Origin of the sequence: Ruegeria sp. HKCCD7221 (genome assembly GCF_013031225.1) — a bacterium.
Classification (GTDB): Bacteria; Pseudomonadota; Alphaproteobacteria; order Rhodobacterales; family Rhodobacteraceae; genus Ruegeria.
On sequence record NZ_WPZE01000005.1, the window covers coordinates 13,800 to 28,108 of the forward strand.

Sequence of the window (14,309 nt, forward strand, 5' to 3'; positions counted from 1 at the left end):
ACGGTTTTGTTGAGCGAACTGTGAGCCGCCGCCGCGAGCATCGCTGCTATTTGCATGAATGGCAGTTTTTTCCGCTGCTTGGCCGCACAAGGTATTCGGCAGTTGCAGTGTCGTTACTGCTGCAAGCGCATGCAGCAATAAAATCCAGGGTACAGGTTGGGCTCTTTTCCCCTCGTCGCCGCGGCCTGCACGAACGGCTGCAATCCGGCTCAGACTCGACAGGTTTTTTGGGCCGTCGAGACGAGCGTCTGAAAAACTGGGGAAACCGAGCCATGAACTGCAAGGATCTAATTTGAGGTGGCCTTTCTTGCGCAGTTCACAATTGCGTGGCTAATCACCGTGTTTTCACACGCGGATTACCGAAACAGCACCCCCGTCAAGCGGAGGCGCTACTTTCCGGCCGTTTGGCTCTCATTTTCTCCATCGCCATATCCTTCGCTGACCGGCTTTTCCGCTTTGCGACCGTGCGCTGCGCATCAAATGCCGCCTGAAGTTCCTGATCTTTTTCCGAAACCTCTTTCACCGGGGCAGGGGCCGGTTTCGCTTCAGCCACCGCCTTTGCTGTGTCCCTGGCTTGTGGACAAAGCTGTCTTTCGCCCTTCGGCGGCCTTCGCCTGCTTGCAGCCCTAAGCGGACCTTCAAAATCCGACTTTGCAATTCTAGTGTTGCGGACAAGTTAGGCCGCGTACTGCCAAGCTCTGTTTCAGTTCATTTTGCCTGACAACGTTTGTGTCGGCAGTTGTCCAAAGAGTGCTCTGTAGTCTCGCGCGAACTGACCCATATGCCAAAATCCGTAAGCGTTTGCGATGTCTGATATACTCTCCTCTGGCGAGCAGGATACCAGTTCATGGCGCACAGCACCGAGACGGGCTCTTAGATAAAACTGCTTGGGGCTCACCCCATATGTTTCCTGAAACGCGCGACGAAGAGTGCATGCGGATACCTGAATATCTGTACATACTTCACCGATTGAAACGTTATCCATCAAATGGGCCCGCATGAACTCAACGGCTTGTTGTGCTAAACGGGTTCTATTTTTACTGTTTCGCCGATCACTCCATTTTTCGCCTACCACCAGCATTTCCAGAAGCTCTAAGATCATATCACTCTCTTCACTATCAGAGCTTGGTCCGGCCGCTGATCCAATTAGAAAGCGCGCTTTGTTTTTGACTAAGGAATGAAGCTTGCCAGCGTCGCTAACGAAAGATCTTAAAGCGTCATTTCGCACGGTGCTGATATCAAGACCGCAATCGTCGGCGATCCGTTGAGCCCTTCGGATGTCGATGCCAAAGGTCAGGCCTGTGAGCGTTGAATTGCTCACGCCTTCAAAAGGGTCTCCGCTACCAAAATTCATCAGAGCGGTGTCTGAGGGTGAGCCGTTAAGCCAAGTCCGTACACTCCCTTTGTCTGGTAAGCCAAACGCTAGAATGTCAGGGCGAGAAACACCGGTTTGGTACACAGCCTTATCAAACGACAAATCAATCATTTGAAGGTCAAGACCTGCCCAAACGGATACCGAAGAGTTCATAGTTCCCTCTTCAATTTGGCGTAGCTCGACATCCCATTGGGACAGCTCGCGGAATTGCGAAGGGTCCTGCAAAAAAAGTGTGTTTGGGGCGCAGGTTTTTTTGGGGGCTGATCGTTTTTTGATGTCGTCCATTCCGCCCCGCAAGTAGTTTTCATGAAATGTTATTCGAATATGTAGGCTTGGACAATTGCAAGACAAAGCAGACAAATCGAGAGGGAAGAGGTTCGGACGCCCATCGTTGCCTGACGATACTGCGCGCACCGAACGCGTCGTAACACTGCTAACCAAAAGCGAAAAAGAGTTGTTGCGCTCACAGGCTGAAGACAGCGAACTCTCCCTTTCGACCTTTTGCCATCATCTGATCCTTGAAGGTCTGAAAACAAGTAAATCATGAAACAGGGGTATCTCATGAAATCAAAACTGTTCCTCTCCGCGCTGGTCTTTGCCGGCTCCGCTATCACGGCGGCAGCTCAGGACAGCAATATCGTGCATGATGCGGAATACTATGTGCTGAAGCAGCAAAACGAAGCCGTTTGGGTCGAGAACGACGCACAGGTTGACCAACTGCTGGCCGATTTTCGTGAGAAAAACGGAGGGAACCCCCCAAACATCTTCTACATCCTTATTGACGATATGGGTTTTGGCGACATGGGTATGCCCGAGATGAACGCGATACGCGGGTATTCGACGCCCAATATCAACGCGCTCGCAGAGGAAAGCATGCGGTTTGCGCGCATGTATACCGAGCCGTCCTGCACACCGTCGCGTGTCGCCTTCATGACGGGTCGCCAGCCGTATCGCAATGGGATGGGCGATACCGCCGTCGATATTTCAGGTTTTGGCCTTGCCGATGAAGAAGTCACAATTGCCGAAGTTCTGAAATCCGTAGGCTACAACACCTCGCATGTTGGCAAATGGCACATGGGCGACATTCAGGAATCCTGGCCTACTTATCAGGGCTTTGACTACGCCGCGTTCCCCATCCATCAGCAGGGCCAGTTGGCCATCTTCAACGAAGATGCAGCCAAGGAAGAAATCACCATGGCCATAGGGGAAGACAACTACAACTCCAAATACACGCTGGATGATTGGTTTCGCCCTGATCCGGGACACATGATTACCGGCCTTGAAGCTGTTATTGGCGGGGAGGTCCGCGAAGTCCATATGGAACCGGGTGAGAAATGGACCCAGGACAAATATAATGAAATGAACATCCGCTATCAGGCACAGGCGATGGAACAGTTGCGCCTGCTAGCAGAACGGGATGAACCGTTCTTCCTGCAATACTGGCCGCTTGTCCCTCTGTCGACAACGCGCACGACGAGAGAGGCGTTCACGACACCCAACGGCGGTACATTCGTTGAAAGCATGGAAGAGCTGGATGAATGGATCGGGGTCATTCTGAACGAAGTCGATGCGCTGGGGCTCAGGGACAATACCCTAATCGTTTTGATGGGCGACAACGGTCACTTCACCAAATATGCCCCCGGCAGTGGGTTTTCGCCGCTGGTCTTCCGCGGCGGCAAGGCCGATACGTCTGAAGGAGGCGTTCGGGTGGACGCGTTTGCCCGCCTGCCCGGCTTGATCGAGGGAGACTCGATTGTATCTGACATTATTCATATCTCTGATTTGTTCACGTCAATTGCGCGTATCGGCGGAGCGATGGATGCCATCCCCCGCGACCGGATCATTGACGGTGTCGATCAGACGTCCCTGATGTTTATTGGCGATACGCATGGGCGCAGGGATCATGTACTGATCTACTCGATCAATTCGCTGAAAGAGGTGGTAAAGGAACACATCAAACTCAAAGTTCCGGCCAAAGGTGAAAATGCTATCGTGGCCAAGTTCTACAACCTGTTCCGCGACCCCCGCGAAGAACAGAGCGTATCGACCGAGATCGGAGCATGGGCTGGACACGAGTTTAACCGCATTATTGCCCGCCACCTGAAATTCAAGGAAATGTACCCCGATCAACCGGCCGCGACTGGACGTCCCTATGAAGGTATCGTGAACCTTCGTCCTGAAACCGTCGCAGCGGTGGATGCCTTTGTCGCCAAGCGGGACATTCAGCCCGACTAAAAGGTGAAGCTGATAGGAGTCATGCAAGCCCCGCATCAGTTGATAATATGCTTGATGTGGGGCTTGGCATCCACAACAAAAATTCTGGAAACAATATGAAAATCCAAGCGCTTGTCCTTGCATTGGCGACTGTCATTGTTGCGGCCTCAGCAATCGCCGATGAAAACGCTTCAAACCCTTTGGCCGCAGTCAATAACACGGACATCCGGTATCAGTATTTTGATTTGGGCAACGGTGCTGACAAGCAGGACGCCTTTATAGATGGCGCATTCATGCTGCGGCCTGATCTGAAACTGAAATATGAGTTGCACTACAACTCAACGGATGTGACTGGAACTCGGTTCACTGACTTTGAGAAATTGAGCCTCAAAGCGATCTATTTCCCTTCTCAGAGACCGCTCAACGAAACGTGGGCCATTAAGTCGGCCATTGGTCTGGAGTGGATACTGGACTTTGGCGACCCGGAAAAAGGGATCGGAACCGGGTCCGATCAAATTGCGCCTTTTGGCGGGTTCGCCTTTGCAAACACGAAATCAGGGCTGACGCTGATCCCACTGCTCCAGCATTTTGCTTCATACAATGGCCCGACGGACATAAACCAAACCGCGATGCGGTTGATTGCGCTACAACCGTTTGGCGATGGGTACTGGGCCAAGGCTGATATCAAAGCACCATACGACTGGGAGAACGATGCTTGGCCAGCGACCGCTGAGTTCCAGATTGGCAAGAACCTCAGTCCTGGCATCGCAATTTATGCTGATTTCCTCATCGGTATAGGTTCCGACCGCCCCTACGATAAAGGTGCCGGCTTAGGTTTGCGTTTCAACTACTAGTTCACCCACACCCAACCTCGGCGAAGATCATCTATGTCACAGTCCAGAACTCTGTTCAGCCATTTGTTTTCTGCGTCTATCTTGACCCTTCCTGGAACTGCCTTGAGCCAATCCCTGCCCGCTCCGGGTCGGTAGGAAATAAATTGGCGTCACGCCGCATCATTCTATCTGTTCACTCCGCTCTGAACTCGGGGAAGATCAACAGTCTATGGGCGATCCGCTGAGATGGATTTGAACCTTGAAACTGCATCCGTCGTTCGCGCTTCTAATCCCCAGCCATCGATGCTTAGGCCCAGAGTTCTGAGAAAATAGACTTCTAATACGATCTGTACCCAAGACTTTGCAAAGTCCGCTTTCTGCGCATTGCTGTCATTGGGACATCGCGCAGCATCGGTCAAAATGGGCTCCACGCGGTCATTCGCAAAATCTCGATGTATGTCCACTTTGCGGACAAAGCTGCCGATAAGTCAGCTTGTTGGGATGTATGAAAACTGCCCAAAGCCGACCTTCGGGTTTCAGCTTTTGCCGCAGCGCGGCATGCTCTAATTCTAAAGTGGTTTTTGATAGCCTCAGTACTAACCCTCACTTAGGCTCACTTTTGGCAAACCATTGCTGACGCAAAGACGAAGTGACCTAAATTCATACCCTCGCTTTCTCGAAGGCTGACCAAGCGGTTTCGAATACTTCAAAATCAAATCCCGGCTGGCTCGCCGCGTCGAGGATAATGTGCTCTGTTGTCAATAGCTTTTGGACTGCGGCTTCCAATTGATCGACGACATCCTCGGGAACCACCAGAGCACCGTGTCGGTCGGCGTGCATCAGTTCTCCCGAATTGACCGTCAGACCGAATACCGAGACCTGCGTGTCGATCTCGCGGACATGGACGAAACCATGGCTCGGCCCGATCGAACCGGCGACAACTGGGAAACCTTCGGGCAGGTCTCCGAGGTCGCGCATGACACCATTGGTCACCACGCCAGACATGCCAAAGCCTTTGTGAACCGTAGTGTTGACCTCACCCCAATAAGCTCCGATGCAGTCCGGGTAATCCACGTCCTCAATCACCGCGACTGATGGGTTTGGGCCTTCGGCCATATATTTATAATAGGCCATGCGTCGGCATTTGATGAGCTCCTGTGGCTCGGTCGGCGGATGGACCGCTGCAATTTTAGCGGTGCGCGCATAGCCGACGATTGCCGGTTCGTTCGGTGCCGAACTGAGCATGGTGCCACGCGTGAACCGGTCAAACCCGCGTTTGCCCTGCGCCACCTCAATGGCGTTGCAGACGGTGGGCGTGTCGACCTTGCGAAGCAGAGACAATAAGGATGGTGTCATGTGTCCTCCAGCCAGCGGATCAAGGCCGCTGTGGTTTCCTTGGGTTTTTCCAGTGTGGGCAAGTGACCTGCCCCGTCGACGATCTCCAACGTGCTTTGCGGCAGTAGGTCATGCATCATCTGGTGACGTTCAACCGGGCAAAGTCCGTCGTCCCGCCCGCACAGGACCAGTGTTTTGCCCGCGTAGGATGAAAGGGTCGCGCATTGGTCTGGACGGCCCATCAGCGCTTGCGACTGGCGCAGAAACACATCCGGGCCCAGATCGGTTGCCATTGCCATGCACAGGTCAAGAATAGCCCCTTGCCGGGGACCGTCAGCAAGGTAGTTGGGCTTCATCTCATCCCGCATCACATCCCATAGTCGACCCTCACTTACAGCCGCCATCTGCGGCGCGCGGCGGGCTTTGACCTCGGGCTTTTCGGCCAGCGGGTTGGTGTCGAGCAGAGCCAATTGCGTGACCCGGTCTTGTGCTTGACGCACCACCTCCATCGCCACGATACCGCCCATGGACAGGCCAGCGAGGGCGAAGTTTGGTGGCGCATGATTCAGGGTATCGACCGCCATCGCCTCTACATTGTCGTGCTGGCTCAATGGGAAGGTCATCACGGGCACCCTGCCCGACAAAGCCTGGATCTGAGGACCGAAGAGGCGGGCATCGCACATCATGCCCGGTAAGAAGATAAGCGGCGTCATGCACTGGCCAGCTTTGCGCCGTCGGACAGTGCGATGAGCTTGGCGTAGGCAATCTGCGGGTCCACCGCGCCGAACCCGGCGAAAGTACCAAAGCCGCAATCGCTGCCTGCGATCACACGATCCGTACCGACGATGTTGGTGAATCGGTCGATCCGTTGGGCGACAAGCTCTGGATGTTCGACAAAATTGGTGGTGGTATCGACCACGCCCGGCACCAAAACCTTGTCACCGGGGATTTCGGCTTTACGGTCGCGGAATACGGTCCATTCATGCGCGTGGCGCGGGTTGGACGTTTCGAACAGGACATAACGCGACTTGGTGGCCATCAGCGTGCTGAAAACCTTGTCCATCGCAATATCACAGCAATGCGGACCCTCGTAGTTACCCCAGCAGATATGCACCCGGACGCGATCCTGCGGCACGTTCTGCAGCGCATGGTTCAGGGCCTCAACATGCATGTTGGCGATCCTGACAAACTCCTCATCAGACAAATCAGTGAACAGCATATGGCGAGACAGGGCCAAATCGGGGCAATCCATTTGCAAGTCCAAACCGGCTGCAACGATAGTTTCGTATTCCTCTTTCATCGCATCGGCCAGGGCGGCCAGATAGGCCTCTCGCGTCGAATAGAAATCGTTCTGCAAGAAAAGCGAGATCACGCCCGGCGACGCAGCGTTCATAAACCCGCGCTTCACCCCATGCTGCGTCATCGCGGCCTTGAGATTGGCTATATCTTTTTCCAGTTCGCCCTGCCCCTTCGAGCGCACCTCTCCGGTACACATGGGGCGCGCGTATTGTGGTGTGCCACCGTCATCAGCCAACCGTTGCAGGAAGCCGGGGAACATTTTCAGGTCGGCGGGGGCGTTACGCGGGCTGTCACCGGAAAAGCCTGTATAACGGTCCTTTACGTAAGTCGCGTATGAAATCTTTGAGGTCTCGCCGTCACTGACAATGTCCACCCCGGCTTCAACTTGCTTGCTCACCGTTTCAGTTACGGCGTCGGACATGCAGGCATCAAACGCGGCTGCGTCATAGGGTTCGCCCCGTTCCCTGGCAAAGATGAAATCCACCACGTCCTGCGAACGCGGCAAAGACCCGACATGAGTAGTCTGGACCGACATTGAGCCCTCCTAATTCTTTCGCGCCATCAGCACGCTGTGGCTTTCGGTTTCCTTTTTCTTTGCAAGGAGCCCAGTCATACGCAGACCACTTTATCAAGGCACACGGGATAGCCGGTCGGAGACAACGAGGCGTGATAAACGCTTTCTGTTCCAACCGTGCCGTGCTCTACCCCCGCTTTGGGGCCAACGGTCTGCAACAACATTCCACCATGGCGCGCCATGCGGGCGATACCTTCTTTTTGTTGGTCTGCAGTCAGGTGGGAGAAATTGTTCCAGGCAATGATCCCATCGAAAAGTTGATCCAACTCAAAAGTACGCCCGTCCGCCTGGCGCCAATCAGCATTTGGCCAGCACTCACGCGACCGTTGATCGTCATAAGCCTTGGCCTGACGCTCGTAGACGGCGTGGGTATCTTCGGGATCCGCGATCATCCAGTCCAGGTTGCTCCTGCCGGGTCGTCAGTCGCCTTGATCCGGTATAGACCCGCCTGCCCGGTCATCGACGGTTCAACGCTATAGCGTTCCCCCGGCAGAACCAAGGCAGTATCCCCATTTGATATTGTGGTTTCAAACGCCTCGACCGAAACCCGCCAGTGTCCGCTTGCGGGCATCAGAACAACCGGTTTCTCAGCGACAACCGGATCGGTCACACTAGATCCACGCCCAAGGAAGTCGACCTCGAACCCGGGCTTATCCTTAATCAGACCGTTTTCACCGATCACTTGGGCCGGTTTATTGGCTGACAGCGCCATCAGGTCCCAGTAACGAGCAACGTATTTGCCAACCACATCTTCGACCGGAACCTCAGGGTAGTCTTTCAACTGTTCGTCGGTCAGCACCGGCATAGGATGCACGTTGTGAGGCAGTTCCTGCCCTTTCTTGGAGTCATAAAGAACCCCGTTGTCACCCAGCATCAGCCCATGCGCCTGCGCGTCCTCGATCACCTGCGGAGCCCATGTCACCCCGCCGCCTGCATCATCCCCGCCAAGGATCGACATGATCATGCCGTAGTCCTGGCCGACATTTTCAAAACCACGGAAGATACCCGTGGGAATGTTGAAGATATCACCCTCTTCGGCGATGAACTCGCCCGCTGTCCCATAGCGACCCCAGAAAAAGCGCCAACAGCCCTTGGCAACAAAGAACACCTCGGCAGTTGTATGGCTGTGCAGCGAGTTGCGGCACTTGGGCGGCTGTCCCGCCGCGCCAATGTTGAACCCGATCTTATCGGTGATGTGGACGTGCTGATCAGGCGACTCGGACACCCCGCCGCCGATGATCGTGAAGTTTTCCTTTTGGTCCGATCCCGGTGTGTGGGCGTCGATAAAGGCGGTTTTGCAGGGCCGAAGTTCGCCATAGCGAACGATGCGGTGTTGTATTGTGCTCATGATAGTCTCCGAAACGAATAGCAGTGCGGCAGGTCGATCGAACCCATTGCGCCCGGAGGACGATTGTTCAGCCGCCTTGCCCGCAAAGACGCCCGGTGACAATGCAGTCGCCGGGTTCCTTCGCTGGTGTCGAGCAAGGCAAGGCTTTGCGGCATTACACGTCCCCTGTGGCCAGCAGCACCTGTTTCCAAACAGCGGTTTCATCGAACAGGGTCCACTCGCGCCGAACCCTGATGTCGCCGCCAATCAGCTCTCCCCACTCGACATGGCTGATGCCAAGAACATAAAGCTCGGCCCCTGTCGGCGCGCCAAATGTGCCCCAACCGTCATGGGTTCCGTGCAGGCTCCACCGCAGGGCCGAGCGCGGCGGCATGTTGGGATCGTCGCGCCCGATCTGGTGATGGATGGTGAACGTGGCGTTGGGCATCGCGGCACGCAATGACATCCAGAACCGGTCAACCGGATCCCACCCATGCCCTGTCACACCACCTGGGTATTCGGATTGCACGGCCCTGTCATAGTCACGCTCGACCGCGCCCATATCCGCGTTCATCATCCGGGTCAGCAGATCGGCATGGCGCTGGCCCCACGCGTTGTCGTTTCCCTTTCCCTTATAGGGACCTTCGACATCGTTGGATGGGGTCAGGGGCCGGACGCATTTTTCAGGGCCGCTTTCCCGCGCGATCAGATCGGCCGCATAGCCCTTGGGATCCCAGCCCAACTGACGGACGATCGCCCCCTGATCCCGGATCAGCCATTCGTCATCGATCTTGTTATCTTTCGCATGACAATCCGCGAGGATCCGGTATTGCAGTCTGCTTCCCTTGGGCTTGCCATAGACGCCTTCGCTCAAATGTGTGGCCGTGGACAGAATGCGATGAGAGCTGAGCATGCCTTGTTCCGGGGTGCCGGACCAGATCACGTCCTCGCCCAGAAGCTGGCGATCCGGGAACTCTGCCAAGGTCGCCATGGTCGCGCCGATCACGTTCTGGTTCCCCAAAACGACGGAACCGGGCGACCGGACCACGATGTCCTCACCGTAGTAGTCGTGCAAGGTCGCGATACCGCGATCTTCCCAGATTTCCTTGGTGATACCGACGATATAGTCCGGGAAATCCCGGAATTTCGGATCAAAGCCCTTCATGTTTCTGTCCTTTGTGGAGTCCAGCCCCGCGGCAGCCGCGCCGAGGTTCGCACGACCAGTGGGCCGTCAATCGCGACCTTGCGTGGCTCGGCTGCATCGGGATTTTGAATGTGGTCCAGCAGGGCCGCGACGGTTTCCGCGACCATCAGATTGGCCCGTTGTCGGATCGTTGTCAGGTTATACGCTGGCCATCCAGCCGGAGGAACGTCGTCATAACCAACGACCGAGACATCTTCGGGGATGCGCAACCCCAGTTCAAACCGGATTACGTCCATCACGGCCAATGCCATGTGGTCGTTGGCCACAAATACCGCGTCGGGGCGTTCGTCGGGGTCTACATCAAACATCTGACGCGCAGCGGCTTGGGCGTTTTCGGTGTGAAACATCCCGTCCTGCACCGCAAACACGGATCGACCCGCTTCGGACAACACCGCCCGAAAACCCGCCTCGCGGTCACGCTGAGTCGAGGCGCCCTGCCACCCCGAGATATAGCCGATCCGTTCGTGCCCACCCGCCAGAAGGAACTCGGCCACCTTTCGGCCGCCTGCGTAGTTATCCGACGTGACGGTAGTGATCCCCTCGATATCCTGACTACGGTTGAACAGGACAACCGGGACACCTGCCTGCTGGCACCGCGTCGCGATATCGGAAGACATCGGGACCGAGGCCAGAACGACGCCGTCGACCTGATAATCCAGAATCTCCTCCATCACGTCGTCTATGTTGCCAGCCGACCGAGAGGCCATGAATATCAGAACGTGATAGCCATGCTCCTGCAAACCGTTCGACAGTTTCTCCAACGCTTCGGGATAAAAGTAGTTGTCCAGATAACCGACCACCAAACCGATGATGCGGCTTTTGCCAGAGACCATGGCGCGGGCCAGCACGTTTGGGCGATATCCCAACTCCTCAGCGGCTTTGCGCACTTTTTCCTCGGTCTTCTTGCTGACGGATGCTCCGGGCGTGAAGACGCGGCTGACGGCGGACTGGCTGACGCCTGCGCGCTGCGCGACCTGAAGGGATGTAATTTTCTCAGCCATCAGTCTGCCGTCCACCCGCCGTCAATCAACATGGAGGTGCCGGTCACAAGCGCCGACGCGTCCGACGCCAAGTAGCGCACGGCACCCATGATGTCCTCGACCTCGCCCACGCGGTCCAGCTTGATCATGTCCATGATCCACGCGGCGCGTTCGGGATTGTCGAAGGTCGATTGCGTCAGCGGCGTGCGGATGAAGGTCGGGCACACGGTGTTGATCCGTACGCCCTGTTTGCCCCATTCGATGGCCATCGACTTAACCATACCCTCCAGCCCGTGCTTGGTCGCGCAATAGACCGCCCGGTCAATCCCGCCGACATGACCCATCTGGCTTGAGATATGGACGATCGAGCCGCGTTTGCCCGCGTTGATCAAAGCCTTGCCTGCATAGGCCGACAGGAAATACGCGGATCGCAGGTTCAGATTTGCGACCGCGTCGAAATCCTCGGGCGTTGTCTCGGTCGCCCGGCTGTGCCGCGCCAATCCCGCGGAATTGACGACGACGTCAAACACACGGGACGCAAACAGGGTTTTCAGCGCCTCCAGATCCGTTTGATCCACGACCAATGCTTCTGCGGACCAGCCGTTCGATTGCAACGCGGCCACCGTGTCTTGCAACCGATCTGCCCCGCGCGCCGCACACACCACATGTGCCCCGGCCTCGGCCAGAGCAACGGCACATCCCTGCCCGATGCCCGATGACGCTCCGGTCACCAGGGCGGTTTTGCCGTTCAGGGAAAAGGATGGCGTTCGGGGCAGGTCTGTCATTGGCTCATTCCGTCAGGTATTTCGATACGGCCCAGATTGCGGGCCTTATTGAATTCCCGCAGACGGGCAAAGACGTCAACGCCAAGCTGCCGAAAAGCATCCAGAAGATCGACCAGCACCCAGTTTTCGCGAATTTTGCCGTCTTCGAGACGCCAGAAATCGAGGCTGCGCATGGTGATCTTTTTGCCTGAAGGCGCAATGCCCATCCAGCCGTCATGGGTCACAGTCTGGATCATGTTGGGCCAACCAGTGACGGCCGCATACTCTCCATCTCCGAAGAAGTGATAGGTGATGTCATCCACATATTGCCCGCGATCTGGCATGCCATTCAAGAAGGGGATCTGATGCCAGTTGCGGAACCCGGAAATACCCCGCCCTGTGCCGATCCCGGACGGGCCGTACCAGTTCATACGGGGATGCCAGAACCGCTCCATCTCCATCACTTCGGGACCGCCCTCTGATGGGTGTTTCTTGAGGTATTCCAGCATGTCGATGATGTGCTGACAGGTTTCCTTGCCCTTGGCCGCATCATAGGGGCCGGGCACGAACCCATCTTGGGTCGCAGGACCGGGCACGTGCCATTCGCGGCCAAGGCTGGGGGCCATGGGCCACGCATTTGCCTGCATCATCACCTCGGGGATGTCCCAAAGCGCCTGCATCTCGACCACTTTACCGTCCACGAACCGATAGAATTCGTGGAACCGCATCGTGACCTGATGACCTGTTGGCGGGATATCCAGCCATGGTCCGGTGAAGGTGCCGGTGTAGTACCCGCCGCAACCGACCCAATCAGCGCCAAACTCATCCGGTCCGGCCATGACGATATAGTCGCGCCGTTCCAGATCGGGCCACGCCGTCAGCAAGCCCTTGTAAACGCCATCGTAGTAGGTTTCGCTGCCGGTCATGTCTCCGAACGGATGACACAGGCGGAACAAGGCATCGGGCGCACAAAGATCAGCCAGGACGCGACGCACCCCGGCTTCGGAAAAGTCGTACATCGCTGCCCTCAGCGGGGCGATCAGGTCTTTGTGCAGACTGTGCTGGTCACTCATTCCGCCGCATCCCTATACGGCGCCGCCTTTCCGTATGGCACGTTGATGCCCCCATACCGGCGAACGCGCACGTTGCATTGTTCCGCGTGCCCCACAAACCCTTCCAGCATGCACAGGCGCGAGCCATATTCACCGATCAGAGTTGCCGCTTCGTCGGTCAGAACCTTCTGGTACGAGTGCGTTTTCAGGTATTTGCCGACCCAAAGACCGCCCGTGTATCGCCCTGCTTTCTTTGTGGGCAAGGTGTGGTTCGTCCCAATCACCTTGTCCCCGTTCGACACATTGGTGCGAGCCCCAAGGAACAGCGCCCCGTAGCAGGTCATGTTCTCAAGGAACCAATCGTCACGATCCGTCATCACCTGCACATGTTCCGAGGCAATGTCGTCGGCCACCTTCAGCATCTCGTCATAGGTTTCGCAAACGATGACCTCGCCATATTCCGCCCACGACACTTTGGCGGTGTCCGCCGTCGGCAGAATGTCCAGCAGCCGATCAACTTCGGCCAAAGTCTCCTCGGCCAGTTTGCGCGAGTTGGTCAAAAGCACGCAGGGGCTGTTATATCCATGTTCAGCCTGACCCAGCAGGTCGGTCGCGCACAGTTCCGCATCGGCCGCGGTTTCATCTGCAATCACCATGGTTTCGGTCGGGCCTGCGAACAGGTCGATGCCGACACGGCCAAACAACTGGCGTTTGGCTTCGGCGACAAAGGCGTTGCCGGGGCCGACCAGCATATGAACGGGGTTGATTGTCTGAGTGCCAAGCGCCATTGCGCCAATGGCCTGAATGCCGCCCATGACATAGATTTCGTGTGCTCCGCCCAGATGCATGGCCGCGATGACCGCAGGGTTTGGCTTGCCCTGAAACGGAGGCGTGCAGGCGATAATGCGTGGAACCCCCGCAACGGACGCCGTCGCCACCGACATATGCGCCGAAGCCACCATCGGGAACTTACCGCCGGGAACGTAACAACCAACGGACTGCACAGGGATATTCTTGTGGCCCAGTATAACGCCCGGCAGGGTTTCGACCTCGATATCCAGCATCGAATCCCGTTGCGCCTGCGCAAAGTTACGCACTTGCTCTTGGGCGAACTTGATATCCGTCAGCTCACGGTCGGAAAGCTGGCTGATCAGGTCTTCGATTTGGTCCTGCGACAGCCGGAACGAGGCCGGTGAATAATTGTCGAATTTCTCGCTCAGCTCGCGCACGGCGACATCGCCGCGGGTTTCAATGTCTTTCAGCGTCGCTTCGACCACGGCACGGGTTTTGGCGTCATCTTCGGCCCGGTCAGCGTCAGATTTACCGCGTTTGAGATACTCGATTGCCATTTT

The 14,309-nt window shown here is 56.4% G+C and carries 13 protein-coding genes; 2 read left to right on the forward strand and 11 right to left on the reverse strand.

Annotated elements, in window-relative coordinates; all coding sequences use genetic code 11:
* Window positions 1-703 precede the first annotated feature (703 nt).
* Complete coding sequence (locus GOX73_RS13315; protein WP_170798918.1) at window positions 704-1,660, reverse strand: helix-turn-helix domain-containing protein; 957 nt, start codon at window positions 1,658-1,660, stop codon at window positions 704-706.
* Between the two features lie 276 nt (window positions 1,661-1,936).
* Here GOX73_RS13315 and GOX73_RS13320 point away from each other — a divergent pair, with 276 nt between their 5' ends.
* On the forward strand, window positions 1,937-3,610 hold the full coding sequence (locus GOX73_RS13320; RefSeq protein WP_170386664.1) for a sulfatase-like hydrolase/transferase: 1,674 nt from the start codon (window positions 1,937-1,939) through the stop codon (window positions 3,608-3,610).
* Between the two features lie 95 nt (window positions 3,611-3,705).
* Entirely contained in the window at window positions 3,706-4,443 is a 738-nt protein-coding gene (locus GOX73_RS13325; RefSeq protein WP_171127104.1) for a hypothetical protein, read from the forward strand.
* A 639-nt stretch (window positions 4,444-5,082) separates the two neighbouring features.
* On the opposite strand, the gene GOX73_RS13330 is transcribed toward GOX73_RS13325, so the two are convergent.
* The 10 genes from GOX73_RS13330 to hisD all read right to left on the reverse strand — a co-directional run bounded on the left by GOX73_RS13330 (window position 5,083) and on the right by hisD (window position 14,306).
* Window positions 5,083-5,778: an RraA family protein gene (locus GOX73_RS13330; RefSeq protein ID WP_171127103.1), complete on the reverse strand. Its 696-nt coding sequence runs from the start codon at window positions 5,776-5,778 to the stop codon at window positions 5,083-5,085.
* Window positions 5,775-6,470 (reverse strand): alpha/beta fold hydrolase, encoded by a 696-nt coding sequence (locus tag GOX73_RS13335; protein ID WP_171127102.1) that lies wholly within the window; start codon window positions 6,468-6,470, stop codon window positions 5,775-5,777. Before GOX73_RS13335 ends, GOX73_RS13330 begins: the two co-directional genes overlap by 4 nt.
* Window positions 6,467-7,591, reverse strand: a complete 1,125-nt coding sequence (locus GOX73_RS13340; RefSeq protein ID WP_171127101.1) for a cobalamin-independent methionine synthase II family protein — start codon at window positions 7,589-7,591, stop codon at window positions 6,467-6,469. Before GOX73_RS13340 ends, GOX73_RS13335 begins: the two co-directional genes overlap by 4 nt.
* A gap of 74 nt (window positions 7,592-7,665) precedes the next feature.
* The gene (locus GOX73_RS13345) at window positions 7,666-8,022 is read right to left on the reverse strand and encodes a class I SAM-dependent methyltransferase (RefSeq protein ID WP_171127100.1); all 357 of its coding nucleotides are present in this window, start codon (window positions 8,020-8,022) and stop codon (window positions 7,666-7,668) included.
* Window positions 8,019-8,978, reverse strand: coding sequence for a cupin (locus GOX73_RS13350; protein WP_171127099.1), 960 nt, complete (start codon window positions 8,976-8,978; stop codon window positions 8,019-8,021). Before GOX73_RS13350 ends, GOX73_RS13345 begins: the two co-directional genes overlap by 4 nt.
* 154 nt (window positions 8,979-9,132) lie before the next feature.
* A complete protein-coding gene (locus GOX73_RS13355) occupies window positions 9,133-10,122 on the reverse strand; it encodes an ester cyclase (RefSeq protein WP_171124854.1) in 990 nt (329 codons plus the stop codon).
* Entirely contained in the window at window positions 10,119-11,162 is a 1,044-nt protein-coding gene (locus GOX73_RS13360) for a LacI family DNA-binding transcriptional regulator (protein ID WP_217351012.1), read from the reverse strand. Before GOX73_RS13360 ends, GOX73_RS13355 begins: the two co-directional genes overlap by 4 nt.
* On the reverse strand, window positions 11,162-11,926 hold the full coding sequence (locus GOX73_RS13365) for an SDR family NAD(P)-dependent oxidoreductase (protein WP_171127098.1): 765 nt from the start codon (window positions 11,924-11,926) through the stop codon (window positions 11,162-11,164). The genes GOX73_RS13360 and GOX73_RS13365 overlap by 1 nt, the downstream gene beginning before the upstream one ends.
* The gene (locus tag GOX73_RS13370; RefSeq protein ID WP_171124858.1) at window positions 11,923-12,978 is read right to left on the reverse strand and encodes an ester cyclase; all 1,056 of its coding nucleotides are present in this window, start codon (window positions 12,976-12,978) and stop codon (window positions 11,923-11,925) included. Before GOX73_RS13370 ends, GOX73_RS13365 begins: the two co-directional genes overlap by 4 nt.
* Complete coding sequence (gene hisD, locus GOX73_RS13375; protein WP_171127097.1) at window positions 12,975-14,306, reverse strand: histidinol dehydrogenase; 1,332 nt, start codon at window positions 14,304-14,306, stop codon at window positions 12,975-12,977. The genes GOX73_RS13370 and hisD overlap by 4 nt, the downstream gene beginning before the upstream one ends.
* Window positions 14,307-14,309 lie beyond the last annotated feature (3 nt).

Excerpts from the sequence above, each read along its gene's own strand:
- GOX73_RS13315 (WP_170798918.1), bottom strand. The coding sequence starts at position 1,660 with ATGGACGACATCAAAAAACGATCAGCCCCCAAAAAAACCTGCGCCCCA.
- GOX73_RS13320 (WP_170386664.1), top strand. The coding sequence starts at position 1,937 with ATGAAATCAAAACTGTTCCTCTCCGCGCTGGTCTTTGCCGGCTCCGCT.
- GOX73_RS13325 (WP_171127104.1), top strand. The coding sequence starts at position 3,706 with ATGAAAATCCAAGCGCTTGTCCTTGCATTGGCGACTGTCATTGTTGCG.
- GOX73_RS13330 (WP_171127103.1), bottom strand. The coding sequence starts at position 5,778 with ATGACACCATCCTTATTGTCTCTGCTTCGCAAGGTCGACACGCCCACC.
- GOX73_RS13335 (WP_171127102.1), bottom strand. The coding sequence starts at position 6,470 with ATGACGCCGCTTATCTTCTTACCGGGCATGATGTGCGATGCCCGCCTC.
- GOX73_RS13340 (WP_171127101.1), bottom strand. The coding sequence starts at position 7,591 with ATGTCGGTCCAGACTACTCATGTCGGGTCTTTGCCGCGTTCGCAGGAC.
- GOX73_RS13345 (WP_171127100.1), bottom strand. The coding sequence starts at position 8,022 with ATGATCGCGGATCCCGAAGATACCCACGCCGTCTACGAGCGTCAGGCC.
- GOX73_RS13350 (WP_171127099.1), bottom strand. The coding sequence starts at position 8,978 with ATGAGCACAATACAACACCGCATCGTTCGCTATGGCGAACTTCGGCCC.
- GOX73_RS13355 (WP_171124854.1), bottom strand. The coding sequence starts at position 10,122 with ATGAAGGGCTTTGATCCGAAATTCCGGGATTTCCCGGACTATATCGTC.
- GOX73_RS13360 (WP_217351012.1), bottom strand. The coding sequence starts at position 11,162 with ATGGCTGAGAAAATTACATCCCTTCAGGTCGCGCAGCGCGCAGGCGTC.
- GOX73_RS13365 (WP_171127098.1), bottom strand. The coding sequence starts at position 11,926 with ATGACAGACCTGCCCCGAACGCCATCCTTTTCCCTGAACGGCAAAACC.
- GOX73_RS13370 (WP_171124858.1), bottom strand. The coding sequence starts at position 12,978 with ATGAGTGACCAGCACAGTCTGCACAAAGACCTGATCGCCCCGCTGAGG.
- hisD (WP_171127097.1), bottom strand. The coding sequence starts at position 14,306 with ATGGCAATCGAGTATCTCAAACGCGGTAAATCTGACGCTGACCGGGCC.